General features: G+C 63.5%; 14 protein-coding genes. All 14 read right to left on the bottom strand.

The features are described 5' to 3' along the window. Nucleotides 1–159 precede the first annotated feature (159 nt). The 14 genes from ACRC0P_RS02545 to leuB all read right to left on the bottom strand — a co-directional run bounded on the left by ACRC0P_RS02545 (nt 160) and on the right by leuB (nt 17,268). Nucleotides 160–1,341 carry an O-succinylhomoserine sulfhydrylase gene (locus ACRC0P_RS02545; protein ID WP_438628213.1) on the bottom strand — a complete coding sequence of 394 codons (1,182 nt, stop codon included), beginning with the start codon at nt 1,339–1,341 and terminating at the stop codon, nt 160–162. A 145-nt stretch (nt 1,342–1,486) separates the two neighbouring features. Beyond that, entirely contained in the window at nt 1,487–2,974 is a 1,488-nt protein-coding gene (purF, locus tag ACRC0P_RS02550) for an amidophosphoribosyltransferase (protein ID WP_438628214.1), read from the bottom strand. Nucleotides 2,975–2,997: 23 nt separating this feature from the next. Beyond that, nucleotides 2,998–3,492 (bottom strand): CvpA family protein, encoded by a 495-nt coding sequence (locus tag ACRC0P_RS02555; RefSeq protein WP_438628215.1) that lies wholly within the window; start codon nt 3,490–3,492, stop codon nt 2,998–3,000. 111 nt (nt 3,493–3,603) lie between these two features. Beyond that, on the bottom strand, nt 3,604–4,245 hold the full coding sequence (locus ACRC0P_RS02560; RefSeq protein WP_438628216.1) for an SPOR domain-containing protein: 642 nt from the start codon (nt 4,243–4,245) through the stop codon (nt 3,604–3,606). Then, entirely contained in the window at nt 4,226–5,482 is a 1,257-nt protein-coding gene (gene folC, locus ACRC0P_RS02565) for a bifunctional tetrahydrofolate synthase/dihydrofolate synthase (RefSeq protein WP_438628217.1), read from the bottom strand. The genes ACRC0P_RS02560 and folC overlap by 20 nt, the downstream gene beginning before the upstream one ends. A 109-nt stretch (nt 5,483–5,591) precedes the next feature. Further along, nucleotides 5,592–6,446 (bottom strand): acetyl-CoA carboxylase, carboxyltransferase subunit beta, encoded by an 855-nt coding sequence (gene accD / locus ACRC0P_RS02570; protein WP_438628218.1) that lies wholly within the window; start codon nt 6,444–6,446, stop codon nt 5,592–5,594. Nucleotides 6,447–6,610: 164 nt separating this feature from the next. Continuing rightward, a complete protein-coding gene (gene trpA / locus ACRC0P_RS02575) occupies nt 6,611–7,420 on the bottom strand; it encodes a tryptophan synthase subunit alpha (RefSeq protein ID WP_438628219.1) in 810 nt (269 codons plus the stop codon). 183 nt (nt 7,421–7,603) lie between these two features. Beyond that, entirely contained in the window at nt 7,604–8,821 is a 1,218-nt protein-coding gene (gene trpB / locus ACRC0P_RS02580) for a tryptophan synthase subunit beta (RefSeq protein ID WP_438628220.1), read from the bottom strand. After that, nucleotides 8,818–9,462, bottom strand: coding sequence for a phosphoribosylanthranilate isomerase (locus tag ACRC0P_RS02585; RefSeq protein ID WP_438628221.1), 645 nt, complete (start codon nt 9,460–9,462; stop codon nt 8,818–8,820). The genes trpB and ACRC0P_RS02585 overlap by 4 nt, the downstream gene beginning before the upstream one ends. 139 nt (nt 9,463–9,601) lie before the next feature. Continuing rightward, complete coding sequence (truA, locus tag ACRC0P_RS02590) at nt 9,602–10,516, bottom strand: tRNA pseudouridine(38-40) synthase TruA (RefSeq protein ID WP_438628222.1); 915 nt, start codon at nt 10,514–10,516, stop codon at nt 9,602–9,604. A gap of 140 nt (nt 10,517–10,656) precedes the next feature. Further along, nucleotides 10,657–13,611: a FimV/HubP family polar landmark protein gene (locus ACRC0P_RS02595; protein ID WP_438628223.1), complete on the bottom strand. Its 2,955-nt coding sequence runs from the start codon at nt 13,609–13,611 to the stop codon at nt 10,657–10,659. 193 nt (nt 13,612–13,804) lie between these two features. Next, a complete protein-coding gene (locus ACRC0P_RS02600) occupies nt 13,805–14,800 on the bottom strand; it encodes an Asd/ArgC dimerization domain-containing protein (protein ID WP_438628224.1) in 996 nt (331 codons plus the stop codon). A gap of 202 nt (nt 14,801–15,002) precedes the next feature. Further along, on the bottom strand, nt 15,003–16,118 hold the full coding sequence (gene asd, locus ACRC0P_RS02605; RefSeq protein ID WP_438628225.1) for an aspartate-semialdehyde dehydrogenase: 1,116 nt from the start codon (nt 16,116–16,118) through the stop codon (nt 15,003–15,005). Nucleotides 16,119–16,194: 76 nt separating this feature from the next. Further along, nucleotides 16,195–17,268, bottom strand: a complete 1,074-nt coding sequence (gene leuB / locus ACRC0P_RS02610) for a 3-isopropylmalate dehydrogenase (protein ID WP_438628226.1) — start codon at nt 17,266–17,268, stop codon at nt 16,195–16,197. Nucleotides 17,269–17,342: the final 74 nt, after the last annotated feature.

Below are 17,342 nucleotides of genomic sequence, written 5' to 3' on the forward strand. Positions count from 1 at the left end.
GGCCCATGGCCGCGATCGGATTATCCGTATTCCCCGAACCCAGATCGCGGCCATGGGCCGCTCCTACAGGGCGCAGTCACAACTGAAGCGACAGTGCCAATAGTTAATCATAGGTGTTTGGCGCAAGGACTCTGCCATCGCCGTCACAAACAGCGCCAGTTACAGCTCCGCCAGCCCCCGCTCCAGGTCCCGCTGCAGATCCCCTATATCTTCCAGGCCCACGGAGACGCGGATCAGGTTTTCGGTGATACCGGCGCGAGCTTTATCCTCCTCGCTGAGGCGGCCGTGGGTGGTGGTGGCCGGGTGTACGATGGTGCTTTTGGCGTCGCCCAAATTCGCGGTGCAGGAGAAGATCCGGCAGTTGTCGATCACCTTCCACGCCTCCTCGCGGCCGCCGCGCACGGTGAAGCTGAGCACACCGCCGAATGCGGACTGCTGCTTGGCTGCCAGCAGATGGCCGGGATGCTTTGGCAGGCCGGCGTAGTTCACTTTTTCCACCGCGGCCTGCTCGTCCAGCCACCAGGCCAGTGCCAGCGCGTTGCGGCAGTGGGCCTGCATGCGCAGGTTCAGGGTTTCCAGGCCCTTGAGGAACACCCAGGCGTTGAAGGGGCTCATGCTGGGGCCGGCGGTGCGCAGGAAAATCACCAGCTCGTCCATGATTTCCTTGCTGCCCACGGCTACGCCGCCTACGCAGCGGCCCTGGCCGTCCAGGTATTTGGTGGCGGAATGCACCACGATATCCGCGCCCAGTTCCAGCGGGCGCTGCAGCGCCGGGGTGCAGAAGCAGTTGTCCACCACCAGCAGCGCACCGGCGCTGTGGGCCAGGTCCGCCAGCTGGCGGATATCCGCCACTTCGCACAGCGGGTTGGAGGGCGTCTCCATAAACAGCAGCCTGGTGTCGCCGTCGAGGGCGCCCTGCCAGGAATGCATGTCGGTGAGATCGACGAAGGCCACGCGCACGCCGAACTTTTCCATATAGCGGGTGAACAGCGCGGTGGTGGTGCCGAAGACACTACGCGAACAGATCACCTTGTCGCCGGATTTGAGCAGCGCCATGCACAGGCTGAGGATCGCGGCCATGCCGCTGGAGGTGGCCACCGCCGCCTCGCCGCCTTCCAGCGCGGCGATGCGCTGTTCGAACATGCGCACCGTGGGATTGGTGTAGCGGGAATAGACGTTGCCGGTGGACTCACCGGAAAAACGCGCCGCGGCTTCGGCGGCGGAGGGGAATACGTAACTGGAGGTGAGGTAGATGGCCTCGGAGTGCTCGCCCTCTGGAGAGCGGCTCTGCCCGGCGCGCACTGCCAGGGTATCCAGTGAGTAGCCTTCGTCTTCGAACATAAACCGTCCCGGTTTTTTTAAAGATAGATACTTTTTGCGGAGATTATGTTAACCGATATGGCGGGCAATGGGTCACCTGGGCGGACCTTGTGGCTCACGCCCTCTCCCCCGGGTCCCGGGTCCCGGGTCCCGGGTCCCGATAATGCTACAGCGCGCTGTGGCTGCCGTTGCTGTTCTTTGCCGCGTCGTTGCGCTCGGCGTGCAGCTGCTCCAGGTACTCTTCGTCCACATCGCCAGTGATGTAGTTGCCGTCGAATACCGAGCAGTCGAACTGTTCGATCTCGCTGTTGCCTTCGGCGGAGCTGGCTACCAGGTCCTCCAGGTCCTGGTAGATCAGCCAGTCGGCACCGATCTCCTCGCGGATTTCCTCGGTGGTGCGGTCGTGGGCCACCAGTTCGCTGGCGGAGGGCATGTCGATGCCGTAGACGTTGGGGTATTTCACCGCCGGCGCCGCGGTGGCGAAATATACTTTGGCGGCGCCCGCCTCCCGCGCCATCTGGATAATCTGCTTGCAGGTGGTGCCGCGCACGATGGAGTCGTCCACCAGCAACACGTTCTTGCCGCGGAATTCCAGCGTGATGGGATTCAGTTTCTGGCGCACGGATTTTTTGCGCTGCTTCTGCCCCGGCATGATAAAGGTGCGGCCGATATAGCGGTTCTTCACCATGCCTTCGCGGAATTTCACCCCGAGGTTGTGGGCCACTGTCTGCCCGGCGATGCGCGCGGAGTCGGGAATGGGAATCACCACGTCGATATCGTGTTCCGGGCGTTCGCGCAGGATCTTTTCCGCCAGGTGTTCGCCCTGGCGCAGGCGCGCCTTGTGCACCGACACACCATCCATAATGGAGTCCGGGCGCGCGAAGTACACGTGTTCGAAAATACACGGGTTGAGGGAGGGATTTTCCGCGCACTGTTCCGCGTGTACCGTGCCGTCCAGTTCGATATAGATGGCCTCGCCCGGCGCCACGTCGCGCACCAGGGTGTAGCCCAGCACGTCCAGGGCCACGGATTCCGAGGCCACCATATACTCGGTGCCCTTGTCGGTCTCGCGCTTGCCGTACACCAGCGGGCGTATGCCGTGGGGATCGCGGAAGGCGACGATGCCGTAGCCGACGATCAGCGCTACGCAGGCGTAGCCGCCGCGCACCCGTTTGTGTACCGCTTTCATCGCGGTAAAGATATCTCCCGCATCAGGCTGCAGTTTGCCCAGCTTGTGCAGTTCGTGGGCGAACACATTCAGCAGCACTTCGGAATCGGAATCGGTGTTGATATGGCGCAGGTCCTGCTGGAAGATTTCCTCCACCACTTCGCGCATGTTGGTGAGGTTGCCGTTGTGGCCCATGGCGATGCCGTAGGGGGAGTTGACGTAGAAGGGCTGGGCAAGGGCGGGGCCGGAACTGCCGGCGGTGGGATATCGCACATGGCCGATGCCGAAGTTACCGGTGAGCCTCTGCATATGCCGCGCGCGGAACACGTCGCGCACCAGGCCGTTGGCTTTCTGCTGGCAGAGTCGGTCACCATCGCAGGTGACGATGCCGGCGGCGTCCTGTCCGCGGTGTTGCAGCAGGGTGAGCGCGTCGTACAGCTGCAGATTGACGTCACTCTTACCGACAATACCGACAATACCACACATAGTTTTTGCCCCAGTGAAAACAGTCAAAAAAGATTTACAAAGAATTCCTTGAGCGCAGCGGCCGCCTCCCGCGCCCGGTCCTCGAACTCCAGGGAGTGGGGAATCAGCATCGACTCCCGCCACCAGCCGTCCTCCTCCACCGGCGCCAGAGCCGGGGCCAGTATCAGCAGCGCCAGCACGACAATGCCGCCGCGCAGCAGTCCGAACACCATCCCCAACACCCGGTCGGTACCGGACAGCCCGGTGGCCTCCACAAAGGCAGACAGGGTCATATTGAGACCGGCGCCGGCGAGCAGGGTGAAGATAAACAGAATGGCGAAGGCGGCGATCACCTGCAGCGAGGGGGTGTCCACCAGGCGGGAGAGCAGCGGGGCCAGTTCGTCGCGGAACATCATCGCCACCACGAAGGCCGCCACCCAGGTGAGCAGGGACAGGGTTTCGCGCACAAAACCCCGGCTGAGACCGATCAGCGTGGAAATGGCCACGATCGCCAGGATGGTCCAGTCAGCCCAATTCATTCAACCTACCCGCCTCGGCGGCTGCCGCGAAGAGCGCGCATTTTACAGTGATCGATGGTCAGTGAACAGGGATCAGTGGAAAGTGAATCGCGGGAGGATATGCATTGCGCATCACGGCTTGAAACGCAATACCAGAGTCTGCGCATCGAGCAACTGGTCCAGTTCGCGCTTGGCCCCCCGGGCGTCCGCCTCACTGACTTTCGGGCCCACGAATACCCGCACGAAGCGGCCTTTGTCGGTGGTCACCCCGCGGGTATAGGCCTTGTAGCCCTCATCCATCAGACGCGTGCGAAGCCGTTCCGCGCGGGCTTCATCGCTGTAGGAGGCCACCTGCACGACCCAGGCGACCGGCAGGCCGCGGGCGTCGAGAATGGGCGGATCGTCTTTTTGCGCCGCCGGTGTTTCGCTTTCCGCAGCCGGCTTTTGCGCAACGTTTTTCTCCGGCGGCGCCGGCGGTCTGGAAGGCTGTTCCACCAATTCCGGCTGGAAGGCGTCTTCCGGTGCAGGGGCCGGGGCTGCATCCGTCACCGGCCGGGGCTCGGCGATCTCGATGGGCTGGATATCTGGCGCCGGCGGAATCTGGCTGGTGGCGTCGATATAGCGGGCGCCCTCGCGATCGAACAGGGTCGGCAGGAAGATCACCGCCAGCGCGGCGAGCACCAGCGCGCCCACGATGCGCTGCTTGAAGCCATCGTTCAGCCGGGCCCGCCTTACCGGGCCGTGTTTTGCGAGATCAAAGTCCCGGCTCGCCATCGCCGCCTTCTCGTATGCACTGTAAAACTTCCGCAACAGTAAAGAAGGAACCGAAGACAAGCAACCTGTCTTTGACACCGATCTCACCCAGGGCTCGCTCCACGGCCTCGCGGACCGGCGCGCAGCCGGCGCGGATACGGGCTTCCGCCACGCCGGCGCTACGCAGCCCGGCGATCAGCGTGGGGCAATCGGCCGCGCGCTCATTGCCCGGCAGCAGCGACGGATACCAGGAATCGACCTTTTCGACCAGGGGCATAAACAGCCCCGGCAGGTCCTTGTCGGCCATGACCGCCACCAGCGCCCGGGTCTCGCCAGCGACGGGGTTGTCCTCCAGCCGGCGCGCCAGGTACTCCGCGGCCGCCGGGTTGTGACCCACATCCAGCAGCAGCGAACGGCCGCGCCAGTGCACCTGCTGGCAGCGCCCCATCAGTTCGAGCGGCGCCAACGCCCCTGTGATATCTTCCGGCAGCACATCGAGCACCGCCAGCGCGGTGACGGCGGCGGCGATGCTGGGGCGCGGCAGGGCGGTGGTCGGCAGTTCGAAGCCGAGTTCGCCAAAACGGTAGCCGGCGCCGTCGACCAGGAAGTCGCGTCCGATAAAATAGCTGGGGCAGCCCAGTCCACCGGCCGCCGAGGCGACCGACAGCGGCGGCTCCGGATCTGCGCAGACAAAGGGGGCGCCCGGGCGCAAAATACCGGCCTTCTCCCGGCCGATGACCTCCCGGTCGCTGCCCAGCCAGTCTTCGTGATCCACCGCTATACTGGTGATCACCGCGATATCCGCATCCACCAGGTTGACCGCATCCAGGCGCCCGCCGAGGCCCACCTCCAGCAGTGCGAACTCCACACCGGCTTCCCGGAACAGCCACAGCGCCGCCAGGGTGGTGTATTCGAAATAGGTCAGGCTGACTTCGCCCCGCACGGCCTCCACCGACTCGAAAGCGCGCACCAGCTCGGCATCCTCCACCTCAATGCCGTCGATACGCACCCGCTCGTTGAAACGCAGCAGATGGGGGGAACTGTAGGCGCCCACCGAATGACCGCCGGCGCGGAGCAGGGCCTCCATGGCGGCGATGCAGGAACCCTTGCCGTTGGTGCCGGCGACGGTGATGACTTTGGGGGCCGGTTTCTGCACATCCAGCGCGCGCGCCACCCGGGCCACGCGGTCCAGGCCAAGTTCGATTTCCGTGGGGTGCAGCCGCTCCAGGCGGGAAAGCCAGTCTTTCAGTGAGGACATAGTCGGTATCGTAACTATGTAGGAGCGGCCCATGGCCGCGATCGAACTTGCAGCTATCTGCGACTCCGATCGCAGCCATGGGCCGCTCCTACAAGGAGATCTATCTGGATCAGGCGCCGGTCAGCTTGCCCAGCAACCGCGCAACGGTCCTGCGCATCTCCGCGCGGGGAATGATCATATCGATGGCGCCGTGCTCCAGCAGGAACTCGGTGCGCTGGAACCCCTTGGGCAGCTTCTGGCGGATGGTCTGCTCGATGATATTGGGGCCGGCAAAACCGGCGCGGGCGCCGGGCTCGGCGGCGTTGATGTCCCCCAGCAGGGCCAGGGAGGCGGACACGCCGCCGTACACCGGGTCGGTCATAATGGAGATATAGGGCAGACCGGCCATTTTCAGCTTCTCCAGCACCGCGGAGGTCTTGGCCATCTGCATCAGCGAGATCAGCGCCTCCTGCATGCGCGCGCCGCCGGTAGCGGAAAAGCACACCAGCGGGATACCCTCGTCCAGCGCGCGCTGGGCCGCGCGGGTGAAACGCTCGCCTACCACATAACCCATGGAGCCGCCGTGAAACGCGAACTCGAAGGCCACAGCCACCAGGGGTTTGCCCTTCAGGGTGCCGCGCATCGCAATCAATGCGTCCTTTTCCCCGGTCGCTTTCTGCGCCTGGGTGAGGCGGTCCTTGTATTTTTTTACGTCCTTGAATTTCAGGCGGTCCACCGGTACCACGTCGGTGGCCAGTTCCTCGCGTTCGTCTTCGTCGAGGAACATATCCAGGCGACGGCGGGCGCCGATACGGAAGTGGTGATCGCACTTGGGGCACACATCCAGGTTGCGCTCCAGCTCCGGGCGGTAGAGCATGGCGTCGCACTTGACGCACTTTTTCCACACGCCCTCCGGAACCTTGCTGGCGCCCTTGCGGCGCTCGGTGCGGATTACTGCGGGGACAATTTTTTCTAACCAGCTCATCTCGTCTTCCGATGTTTTTTTCAGGCCGGCGCTATTCTACCAGCCGGTATTTTTCAGGCTGAGAATTAAAACACTAAGCGAAACCGCAAACCTAGCCAGATCAGTCGCAGCACCGGGCTTTCTGGCCACTTCGACATTCAGGCAGGTGCGCCATACGCACCGGGTTATGCATCCAGTGCCGCGCGCATTTCGCCGACCAGCGATGTGATTTTGCCTTTGGCCTCGGCGGCATCCCGCGCCTCGCCGATGGTGGATACCAGTACGCTGCCCACAACCGCACCGTCGCCAGGTTCGCTCACCGCGCGGGCGGAAGCGCCGTCCTTGATGCCGAAACCCACGCACAGCGGCAGGTCGGTGTGGCGGCGGATGCGAGCCAGGTTGTCGCGCACCGAATCCAGGTCAAGGTGCCCGGCACCCGTGACTCCCTTCAGGGAAACATAGTAGACAAAGCCGCTGGCCAGCCGGGTGATCGTTTCGATGCGCTCTTCGCTGGTGGTCGGTGTGAGCAGAAAAATATTGCGCAGGCCGCGATCGCCCAGCAGTTGATTCAAGGGTCCCGCCTCTTCCGCCGGCAGGTCCACGGTGAGCGCACCGTCCACACCGGCATCCCGGGCCGCATCGGCAAACTGCTCCGCGCCCATTTTTTCAATGGGGTTGGCGTAACCCATCAGGATTACCGGGGTCTCCCCGTCCTCCCGGCGGAATTCCTTCACCAGCTCCAGGCACTTGCGCAGGGATGACTTGTGCTCGAGGGCCCGCTCGTGGCCCTTTTGGATCACCGGCCCCTCGGCCATGGGGTCGGAGAAAGGCACACCCAGCTCGATCAGGTCGGAACCGGCCTCCACTAACTGGTGCATCATCGGCACGGTGTTTTCCAGGCCGCCGTCGCCGGCGACGATATAGGTCACCAGCGCCTTGCGGCCCTCGGTGCGCAGTTGGGTGAAGCGGCGGTCGATGCGGTTTTTTTGCGTCACTGGCTCATTCCTTAATTCACTGTGAGAGTCTACGCCCGGGGCGATTAGTGCCGGCATCAGGCTTCAACCTTGCCATCCCTGGCGCGACACCATGCGTCTGTTTTGACCCCGGCCCCGCCATCCCTGGCGGGTCGCCAAGCCTCGCACAAAGCATGCTTTGTAAACGCGAGACTTGGCCCACTCCTACACCTGGATGCCGTCGATGGCGGCTACGGTAAAAATATCCTTGTCGCCGCGGCCGGACAGGTTGACCACGATGTTCTGCTCCGGCGTCATGGTGGCGGCCAACTTCAGCGCGTAGGCCACCGCATGGCTGGACTCCAGCGCCGGCAGGATGCCCTCGGTGCGGGTGAGTTTGCGGAAGGCGTCCAGGGCCTCGCTGTCGTCCGCGGTCACGTATTCCACGCGGCCGATATCCTTCAGCCAGGCGTGCTCAGGGCCCACCCCCGGGTAGTCGAGGCCCGCGGAAACCGAGTGGGTCTCGATAATCTGGCCGTCTTCATCCTCCATCAGGTAGGTGCGGTTGCCGTGCAGTATGCCCGGCACACCTTCGTTTAGCGGCGCTGCGTGGCGGCCGGTGGCCAGGCCCTCGCCGCCCGCTTCCACGCCGTACATTTTCACTTCACTGTCGTTCAGGAAGGGGTGGAACAGGCCGATGGCGTTGGAGCCGCCGCCGACACAGGCTACCAGGGCGTCCGGCAGACGACCGAATTCCTCCAGGCTCTGGCGGCGCGCCTCCCGGCCGATCACCGAGTTGAAATCCCGTACCAGTTGCGGATAGGGGTGGGGGCCGGCAACGGTGCCGATAATGTAGAAGGTGTCGTCCACATTGGTGACCCAGTCGCGCATGGCCTCGTTCATGGCGTCCTTCAGGGTCTTGGAGCCGGATTCCACCGGAATCACTTCCGCACCGAGCAATTTCATGCGGTAGACATTGGGGGATTGGCGCTTGACGTCCTCCGCCCCCATGTACACCGCACATTTCAATCCCAGGCGGGCGGCCACGGTGGCGGTGGCGACGCCGTGCTGGCCGGCGCCGGTCTCGGCGATCACGCGGCTCTTGCCGCTGCGCTTGGCCAGCAGCGCCTGGCCCACGGTGTTGTTCACCTTGTGCGCGCCGGTGTGGTTCAGGTCCTCGCGCTTGAGCCAGATACGCGCGCCGCCGGCCTGCGCCGTCAGCCGCTCGGCCAGGTACAGCGGCGAGGGGCGGCCCACATAGTGGGCGAGATCGTAGTCGAAGGCGGCCTGGAATTCCGGATCGTCTTTCAGGCTCGAGTACATCGCCTGCAACTCATCCAGCGCGCTGATCAGCGTCTCCGACACAAAACGGCCGCCGTATGGACCGAAGTGCCCGCCGGCATCCGGATAGGCCGAGAAATCCACTGAACCTCGATTACTCACTGTTGTGCTCCATCGATAACTGATAACTGATCACCGGCTTTCGCCGCGCGGATAAAGGCCTCGACCTTCTCATGGTCCTTGCGCCCCGGCGCCGCCTCCACGCCGCCGCTGACGTCCACCGCCTGCGGCCGCGCCGCGGCGATGGACGCAGCCACATTGTCCGGGGTCAGGCCGCCGGCAAGTATGACATCGCGCCCACTGTGTTGCGGCACCCGCTGCCAGTCGAAGGTTTCACCGGTGCCGCCGGGTACCCCGGGACGGTAGGCGTCGAGCAGAAATCCCCGCGCCTTCGGGTGCGCCGCCATGGCCGCGAGTACATCCAGGCCGTCTTTCATGCGCAGCGCCTTGATATAGGGGCGCCGGAACTGCTCGCAATACCCGGCGCTCTCATCGCCGTGGAACTGCAGCAGGTTGAGCGGCACCTGCGCCAACACCTGCTCAACCTCCGCCGCCGCAGCATTCACAAACAAACCTGTGAGGGTGACGAAAGGGGATACCGCCGCCGCGACAGCCGCCGCCCGTTCACCGTCGATGCAGCGGGGGCTGGCCGGGTAAAACACCAGGCCGAGTGCATCGGCACCGGTATCCGCCGCCGCAGTCGCGTCTTCGATATTGGTGATGCCGCAGATTTTTACGCGCATTCGACCGGCCGTTCAAAATTAAAGGGGCCCGCGATACTAGCAGTTCCCGCGGGATGGGCAAAGTTGTTGCAGGAACACCGGTGGCCGCGATCAGGTTTTCGGGGCACCTGGCATTCAGATCGCGGCCATGGGCCGCTTCCTACAGCGCTTCCATGCCGAGTCTGCCGAGGGGCAGGGGCACCAGCAGTGGCCCCGGTTGCGATTCGGGCAGGTTGAATTCCTTCGGGTATTCCACATCCACCAGATAGAGTCCGAACGGCGGCGCGGTGACGCCGCCGGCGGTGCGGTCGCGGGACTCCAGGACTTCCCTCACCCACTTCGGCTTTCTCTCGCCGCGACCCACCGCCATCAGCACGCCGACGATATTGCGCACCATATGGTGGAGAAAGGCGTTGGCGCTCACCTCCAATACGATCAGTTGGCCGACGGGGGCGATATCCAGGCGGGTGAGGTCGCGCACCGGACTTTTCGCCTGGCACTGACTGGCGCGGAAGCTGGTAAAGTCGTGGCGCCCGAGCAGGTGCCCTGCCCCCGCGCGCATCGCATCCAGGTCCAGCTCGTGCTGGGTCCAGGTGACTTCGGATGCCGCCTGCGCGGAACGCGTCGGCGCGCTGTGAATCAGGTAGCGGTAGCTGCGCGCGCGGGCGGAGAAGCGCGCGTGGAACTGCGCCGGCACCTCCTGCGCCCAGCGCACCCGTACTGAATCCGGCAAGCGGGTGTTGACGCCCTGCACCCAGGCGCGCTGCGGCCGCACTGCGCGGGTGTCGAAGTGAATCACCTGGTTGGTGGCGTGTACGCCGGCGTCGGTGCGGCCGGCGCATACCAGAGTCACGGGCTCATTGGCGATGCTGGACAGGGCCTGCTCCAAATGGGCCTGCACCGTCTCTGCGGCGGACGCCTGCTTCTGGAAACCGTGCAGGCGCGCTCCGCAGTACTCAACGCCCAGAGCGATACGGCGAATGCCCTCGGGAAGCTGTTCGCCGGGGGGGACTTCGCCGTTGGGGCGGTAGGTGTAATGCGGAATGCGGAATGATGAATGCGAAATATCAGACACTATCTAGCACCGCGGTTACGCTGAATTCCTGTAGAACGATAAATGCGGATTTTAGTGCGAAGATGAAGGTCGGTGCAGCTCCATTCCGCATTCATCATTCCGCATTCATCATTCCGCATTCATCATTCCGCATTCCGCATTCAGGTCACCCGCTCCAACATTTCCTTCGCACGACGCTTGTGTTCGTCGCCGCCTTCCTCCACAACCTCGGAGAGAATGTCCTTGGCGCCCTCCTTGTCTCCCATGTCCAGGTAGGCCTGTGCCAGTTCCAGTTTGGTGCCGACCTCGTCGCTGCCCTCGAGCAGGTTCAGCTCGGAGTCCAGGTCGCTCTCCAGGTCGAAGCTCAGGTCGCCCAGATCCGCCGATGCGTCCTGCTCTGCGGCGGGCTCCGGGACCGCGGACTGTTTCGGCTGGGGCTGAGGCTGGGGCTGGGGTTTTGGCTGAGACTGGGGCTGCGGTGGCTTTTCCTCGGGCACAGCGACGTCGGTATCGTTCTCCGCGACCAGGGGCTCATCCAGACCGGCGATATCGTCCGGGTCAATGGAGTCCAGATCCAGGCCACCGTCCAGCTCACCGCCAAAGCTCTCCAGGTCATCCAGGGAAAGGTCTCCGAGGTCGTCCTCCGAAGCAATTTCAGAGGAGGTTGAGAACTCCTCCGGCTCCGCGGCGCTGTCGTCCTCCATGGGAGAGAGATCCAGGTCGAAATCCAACCCGCCGTCGTCGCTCTCCGCGACCTGCCCGGGCTCAGCGCTGTCGCTGCCCCCGCCCATATCGCCCAGGTCCAGCTCTCCACCGGACATCAGGTCGTCCAGGTTGAATTCCTCACCCTCGGCTTCGGATTCCCGCTGGCCGGTAGTATCGTCGCCCTGGTCGGTATCCAGTTCCAGGTCGAGAGTGAATTCCCCGTCGTCATCTCCGGCGGTATCGCTGCCGCTGTCGAAGGACAGGTCCACGGCCAGGTCGTCCAGCAGCGAGCTGTCGCCCTCCCCTTCACTTTCGAAACCGGAAGAAGAAGAGCTTTCGAAACCGGAGGAGGAGCTCGCGCTGGAGAAATCATCTTCAAAAGAAGCACTGATGTCGTCCAGTTGCGTGGCCTCCAGGGACTCGCTGGAGAAATCCATCGCCGGCGCCTCGAACGGCGGCGCACCGGCGATACTCTCACGCAGGCGCGCGGCGCGGTCCGCAACTGGGCCGTCGCTGGCGCTGAGCAGCTGACGGTAGTGATCGTCGAACCTGTCGATACTCTGCTGGTGCGCGTACACCTCCAGCAGCATCAGGCGCGCCTCCACATTGTCCGGCGCATTTTCCAGGCCGGCCAGCAGCTTGTTCTCCGCATCGCCGTACTGGCCCAGGGACAGGTGGATTTCCGCTTCCGAAACCGGATCGCCGGTATCCACGTCATCCAACTGGTCCAGGTCGAAATTGTCTTCGACCTGCACGTTTTCCACAGCGGTCAGGTTCTTGTCCGCCGCACTGAGCTCCGGCGCCGTGGCCAGGGCACGCTCGGCGGCCATCTCCGCCTCCACCTGGCGAATGGCCTCCTCTTCCTCTTTGCGGCGGCGCCAGGTGAAGAAACCGAACAGACCGATCATCAGGACGCCCGCAGCGATCCCTATCAGCTGGATATTGTCCATCAGCCGGTCCACCAGCGAGGGCTCCGACTGGGTCTGCACCGTTACCACCCGGTTGCGGTCGGTGTCCGCCTCTGCCTCGGGGGTTTCCTCCTCCACCGGAGCTTCTTCCGCCCCGGCAGCGGTTTCCTCTTCCACTGGAGCTTCTTCCACCCCGGCAACGGTTTCCGCTTCAGTGAACTCCTCGGTTTCCGCCGGAGCGTCCTCGACGGCGGCCTCTTCGGAGCCGGACTGTTCGGCGGCGGCCTGGACGGCCTGCATCTCTTCGTTGGAAACCTCTACCAGGCGCTCCATGGTGTCGATCTGTTCATCCAGCTCCGAGATGCGCTCCTGCAGTTCCTCGTTTTCCAGGCGCGACTTGTCCAGCTCCTCCTCGGTAACCGACAGTTCGCCGACCAGGGCCTCGCTGTCCCCGGTGCCGCTGCCGGAACCGGACAGGACGAACTCGTTGTCCCCCGGCGCGGCCAGGCTCACCCGACCCTCAACGCTCTCCGCGGAGGGAGCTTCCGCGGTGGCCGCACGGGCGTCCAGCGGAGCCCCGGTGGCGGGTTCAACACCCGAGCGCTGGCGCCAGGATTCGTTCTGCGAGGCCACTTCGGCAATGGCTTCGGTAAGGGTGAGCGCGCGCACATCCTCGGCGCTGGGCAGGCGCAGCACCGCGCCCCGCTTCAGCAGGTTGATATTGTCGTTGATGAATGCCTCGGGATTGAGGCGCTGGATCGCCAGCATGGTCTGCTGCACGGAGAGATCGCTGCCGACACGATTGTCGACGGCGATTTCCCACAGGGTCTGGTTGGCGACCACCGGGCCGTAAACACGGCTGCCGCTGTCTTCCTGAACCCGGGCGGTCTGTGTCTCACGGCGCAGTTCCAGCGGCTCCTCCGACGCGGGCTGCTGCACTTCCGGCTCCCCGGGCGACGGTTGCTGCTCCCGGGGTTCGGGGGTTTGCGGCGCCTGCACCGGCTCGGTCCGGGTCTGTTCGAGCGGCCTCTGCACCGGCGCCTGGCGGCGGACCTGCTGGCGCTCGCGTTCGGCGGCGCGCACCGGCTGTTGCGCAGTTTCACCGGAGAAGGCCGGCAGATCCATCAGCAGGGTGTACTCCCGCAGCAACCGGCCGTTGGGCCAGCGGGTCTCCACCAGGAAATTCAGAAAGGGTTCACGAATGGGGACACGGCTGGATATGCGGATCACCGGTTCGCCACCGGAATAGTCCACATCAAAGTTCAGTTCGTTGAGCAGGTAAGACCTGTCCACGCCCGCCCGCTCAAAATCCTCGTGGCCGGCGAGGCGCACCTTGATTTCGGTGTCACCTAGACCGCGTGTTTGCAGCAGTTTGATCTCTGCATCGAGAGGCTGATTGAGGGTCGAGTTCAGCTTGATCTCACCCAACCCGAGCGCCAGAGCCGCGTTGCCACCCAGTGCGCTGACCAGACCAACCGCTAGTGCCAGCTTTCGCACACGCATATCCGATTCCCTTTATTGTTAGAATCACCGGGCATTTCCGAAATGTGCACCTTCAGAAACCCCATCACTGTACAGTAAATGTTCAATGGAGCGATTGTCGCAACGACAGACTTCCATCCCGGCGAATCACTCGCCATCCCAATCCAAACGAAGTTAAGAAGCAACCTTCACTATGGCGGCTAAGTATTAATTATCAGTGGTTTTTTAGCAACAAGTGAACAATCAGTGCGCAATTCATCGCCAGGTCGCGGCGCAAATTGTCCGATGCTGCACAAAAATTGACCTGACGTACGTTTATCAGGCTCTGTCGCACGCGGCCAATCAGGGTCTCCTCGCCGCCGACCGCCTCTTCCGCCGACGGGCGCTCGCTCATTTTCAGGCGCGCGCCGTTGCGCAGCAGTGCACCGACCTGCTCCAGATCGGCATCCTCTTTCAGGATTGCGCGCACATTGGCCAGTTGGCCGTGAAAAACAGAAGCGGTATTGATACTCGCATCCAGGGCAATCTCCTCTCCGAGCAACCGACGCAAATCGTGTACCAGTGCGAGTTCGGAAAGGTTGTGCCCGCTGGCGAGCAGCGCCTCACTGGAACTGAGGTGATTGAAGGCCAAGCGGTGGCCGATGGCCGAATCTATCTCCGCTTCCTGTCCGTTGAACATGCGCGCGGTCTGCGCGGCCATGGCGTCCACGGCGCCTTTGCCCAGCGCGGACACCGGCTGGTTCAGGATCACCTCCACCGCCTGCAGCTGATCGCGCAGCGGCGCCAGGGCCTCGGCCACCATTGCCGCACCGGCGCCCGGCAACGCCAGTACACGGCGCTCCGCCCGGCCGATTTCCGCCATATTCAGCAGCGGATGGACCAGGGTAACGGATTCGTCACCGCGGGTATTGTCCGCGCCGTCCAGAATCCAGGCGCCGGACGCTTCCGCAGCGGCCATGGCCGCCAGCGCCGCCTCACCACTTTTCAGCACAATCACCACCTGTTCCGGGGCAAAGGTGAATTTTTCCAGGGACTGCACCGGAATGCTGCGATTGGCAAACACTTGGGGATCCGCCACCCCCTCCTCCTCTTCCAGCAGGCGAAGCTGGGCGGGCTGCACGGTCTTGCGCTCTTCGAGTATTTCCAGCAGGGGGGCGAAGGCGGCGCTGTCCACGCCGACGATTACCAGTTCACGGGAGGTTTCCGTCATAACAACTCACTTCGGATAGGCTGGCGGGGTAAAAGCGGGGCGATTATACCCGCGGATAGAGAAGGGGGAAGCCGCCCCGGCGATGCGGGGCGGTTTATTTGCGACACAGGCAAGGAATATCCTTAATTGAGAGGGCGGGCGGGCCCGCAAGCGGAGCTGGAGCCTTCAGCGCCCCCAAGGTCAATAGCTCCGCGCTCCCGGGTTACAGCTTGCCCAGCAGAATCAACAGCACCCGGCGCAGCGGTTCCGCGGCGCCCCAGAGCAGCTGGTCGCCCACACTAAAGGCGGACAGGTATTCGGGGCCGATGTTCAGCTTGCGCAGGCGACCCACCGGGATATCCAGCTTGCCGGTGACCGCGGTGGGCGTCAGTTGCTGAAGAGTGGCCTCGCGCTCGTTGGGAACCACCTTTACCCAGTCGTTGGCGGCACCGATCAGCTGCTCCACTTCAGACACGGGCACGTCTTTTTTCAGTTTGATGGTAAACGCCTGGCTGTGGCAGCGCATGGCGCCGATGCGCACACAGGTACCGTCTACCGGTATCGTGGAATCGGTGCCGAGGATCTTGTTGGCCTCCACCTGCGCCTTCCACTCCTCGCGGCTCTGGCCGTTTTCCAGCTGGGTGTCGATCCAGGGCAGCAGGCTGCCGGCCAGGGGTGCGCCGAATTCCGCGGAGGGGAAATCCCCACTGCGCATGTTTTCGGCCACCTTGCGGTCGAGTTCCAGAATGGCGCTGGCCGGGTCTGCCAGTTCGCCGGCCACGCCGTCGCGGATGGCGCCCATCTGCGAGATCAGCTCGCGCATGTTTTTCGCACCGGCGCCGCTCGCGGCCTGATAGGTCATCGCGGAAACCCACTCCACCAGGCCGGCCTTGAACAGCCCGCCCAGCCCCATCAGCATCAGGCTGACGGTACAGTTTCCGCCGATAAAATTTTTCACCCCGGCGTCGATGCCACGGTCGATTACATCGCGGTTGACCGGGTCCAGCACGATAATTGCGTCGTCGTCCATGCGCAGGCTGGAGGCGGCGTCGATCCAGTAGCCCTTCCAGCCCTGATCGCGCAACTTGGGGAAAATCTCTTTTGTATAGTCGCCGCCCTGGCAGCTGACGATGGCGTCCAGCTCCGCGAGGGCGTCAATATCGTAAGCGTCGCCCAGGGGCGGCAGCTCGCGGCCGACATCCGGCGCTTCACCGCCGGCGTTGGAGGTGGAGAAAAACACCGGTTCGGCGATATGGGCGAAATCGTTTTCCGCCCGCATGCGCTCCATCAATACGGAGCCGACCATACCGCGCCAGCCTATAAAACCTACTTTTTGCATTGCAGTATCCTGTTGAATCTGTGGTCTTCTGAACCCCGGCCTGCGCCGGGGTGACGAGAGAAAGCGGCGTTAAGGATTAGAAAGCGTCCACCACTGCCGCGCCCATTTCCGCGGTGGATACCTTTTGACAATCACCGGTATAGATATCCGCGGTACGCAGCCCCGCATCCAAAACTTTGCTGACAGCCGCTTCGATCGCATCGGCGGCCTCGCCCATATTCAGCGAGTAGCGCAGCATCATCGCCGCGGACAGGATGGTCGCCAGCGGATTGGCAATACCCTGGCCGGCGATATCCGGCGCGGACCCGTGACAGGGCTCGTAGAGGCCGAAACCGCTCTCGTTCAGGGACGCGGACGGCAGCATGCCGATGGAGCCGGTGAGCATGGCGGCGGCGTCGGAGAGGATATCCCCGAACATATTGCCGGTGACCATCACATCGAACTGCTTGGGCGCGCGCACCAGTTGCATGGCCGCGTTGTCCACCAGCATATGGGAGAGCTCCACATCCGGGTACTCCGGCGCCAGGCGGTCCAGCACTTCGCGCCACAGGACAGTGACCTCCAGCACGTTGGACTTGTCCACCGAGCACAACTTGCCGTTTCTTTTGCGCGCGGCTTCAAATGCAGTGCGCGCGATGCGCTCGATTTCCGACTCTTTGTAGACGTAGGTGTTAAAGCCCTGCTTCTCGCCGTTTTCCAGAGTGCGGATACCCCGCGGCTCGCCGAAATAGATACCGCCGGTAAGTTCGCGTACGATCAGGATATCCAACCCGGATACCACTTCCGGCTTGAGGCTGGAAGCCTCAGCCAGCTGCGGGTAGAGGATCGCCGGACGCAGGTTGGCGTAGAGGCCCAGGCCGCTGCGGATTTTCAGCAGGCCTTTTTCCGGGCGGATTTCCCGGTCCAGTTTGTCCCACTTGGGCCCGCCAACGGCGCCCAACAGTACCGCGTCGCACTGCCGCGCCGTTTCCAGGGTGGCGTCGGTGAGCGGCTCGCCGTATTCGTCGATGGCGGCGCCGCCGATCAGGCCTTCGCTGAACTCCAGGTCCAGGCCGAATTTACTGTCCGCGGCGCTCAGCACCGCCAGTGCCTGTTCGACGATTTCCGGGCCTATGCCGTCGCCGGGCAGGATCATGATTTTCTTGCTCACAATCTCTTTCCTTATTGGTGGATGCGCTGACGCTTATCCACCCTACAGATGTTCATTTGTTTATCCGGAGTAAT

Source organism: Microbulbifer sp. (genome assembly GCF_051659245.1).
GTDB lineage: Bacteria > Pseudomonadota > Gammaproteobacteria > Pseudomonadales > Cellvibrionaceae > Microbulbifer.

Coding starts and splice junctions, on each gene's coding strand:
- ACRC0P_RS02545 (WP_438628213.1), bottom strand. CDS start 1,341: ATGTTCGAAGACGAAGGCTACTCACTGGATACCCTGGCAGTGCGCGCC.
- purF (WP_438628214.1), bottom strand. CDS start 2,974: ATGTGTGGTATTGTCGGTATTGTCGGTAAGAGTGACGTCAATCTGCAG.
- ACRC0P_RS02555 (WP_438628215.1), bottom strand. CDS start 3,492: ATGAATTGGGCTGACTGGACCATCCTGGCGATCGTGGCCATTTCCACG.
- ACRC0P_RS02560 (WP_438628216.1), bottom strand. CDS start 4,245: ATGGCGAGCCGGGACTTTGATCTCGCAAAACACGGCCCGGTAAGGCGG.
- folC (WP_438628217.1), bottom strand. CDS start 5,482: ATGTCCTCACTGAAAGACTGGCTTTCCCGCCTGGAGCGGCTGCACCCC.
- accD (WP_438628218.1), bottom strand. CDS start 6,446: ATGAGCTGGTTAGAAAAAATTGTCCCCGCAGTAATCCGCACCGAGCGC.
- ACRC0P_RS02585 (WP_438628221.1), bottom strand. CDS start 9,462: ATGCGCGTAAAAATCTGCGGCATCACCAATATCGAAGACGCGACTGCG.
- ACRC0P_RS02595 (WP_438628223.1), bottom strand. CDS start 13,611: ATGCGTGTGCGAAAGCTGGCACTAGCGGTTGGTCTGGTCAGCGCACTG.
- ACRC0P_RS02600 (WP_438628224.1), bottom strand. CDS start 14,800: ATGACGGAAACCTCCCGTGAACTGGTAATCGTCGGCGTGGACAGCGCC.
- asd (WP_438628225.1), bottom strand. CDS start 16,118: ATGCAAAAAGTAGGTTTTATAGGCTGGCGCGGTATGGTCGGCTCCGTA.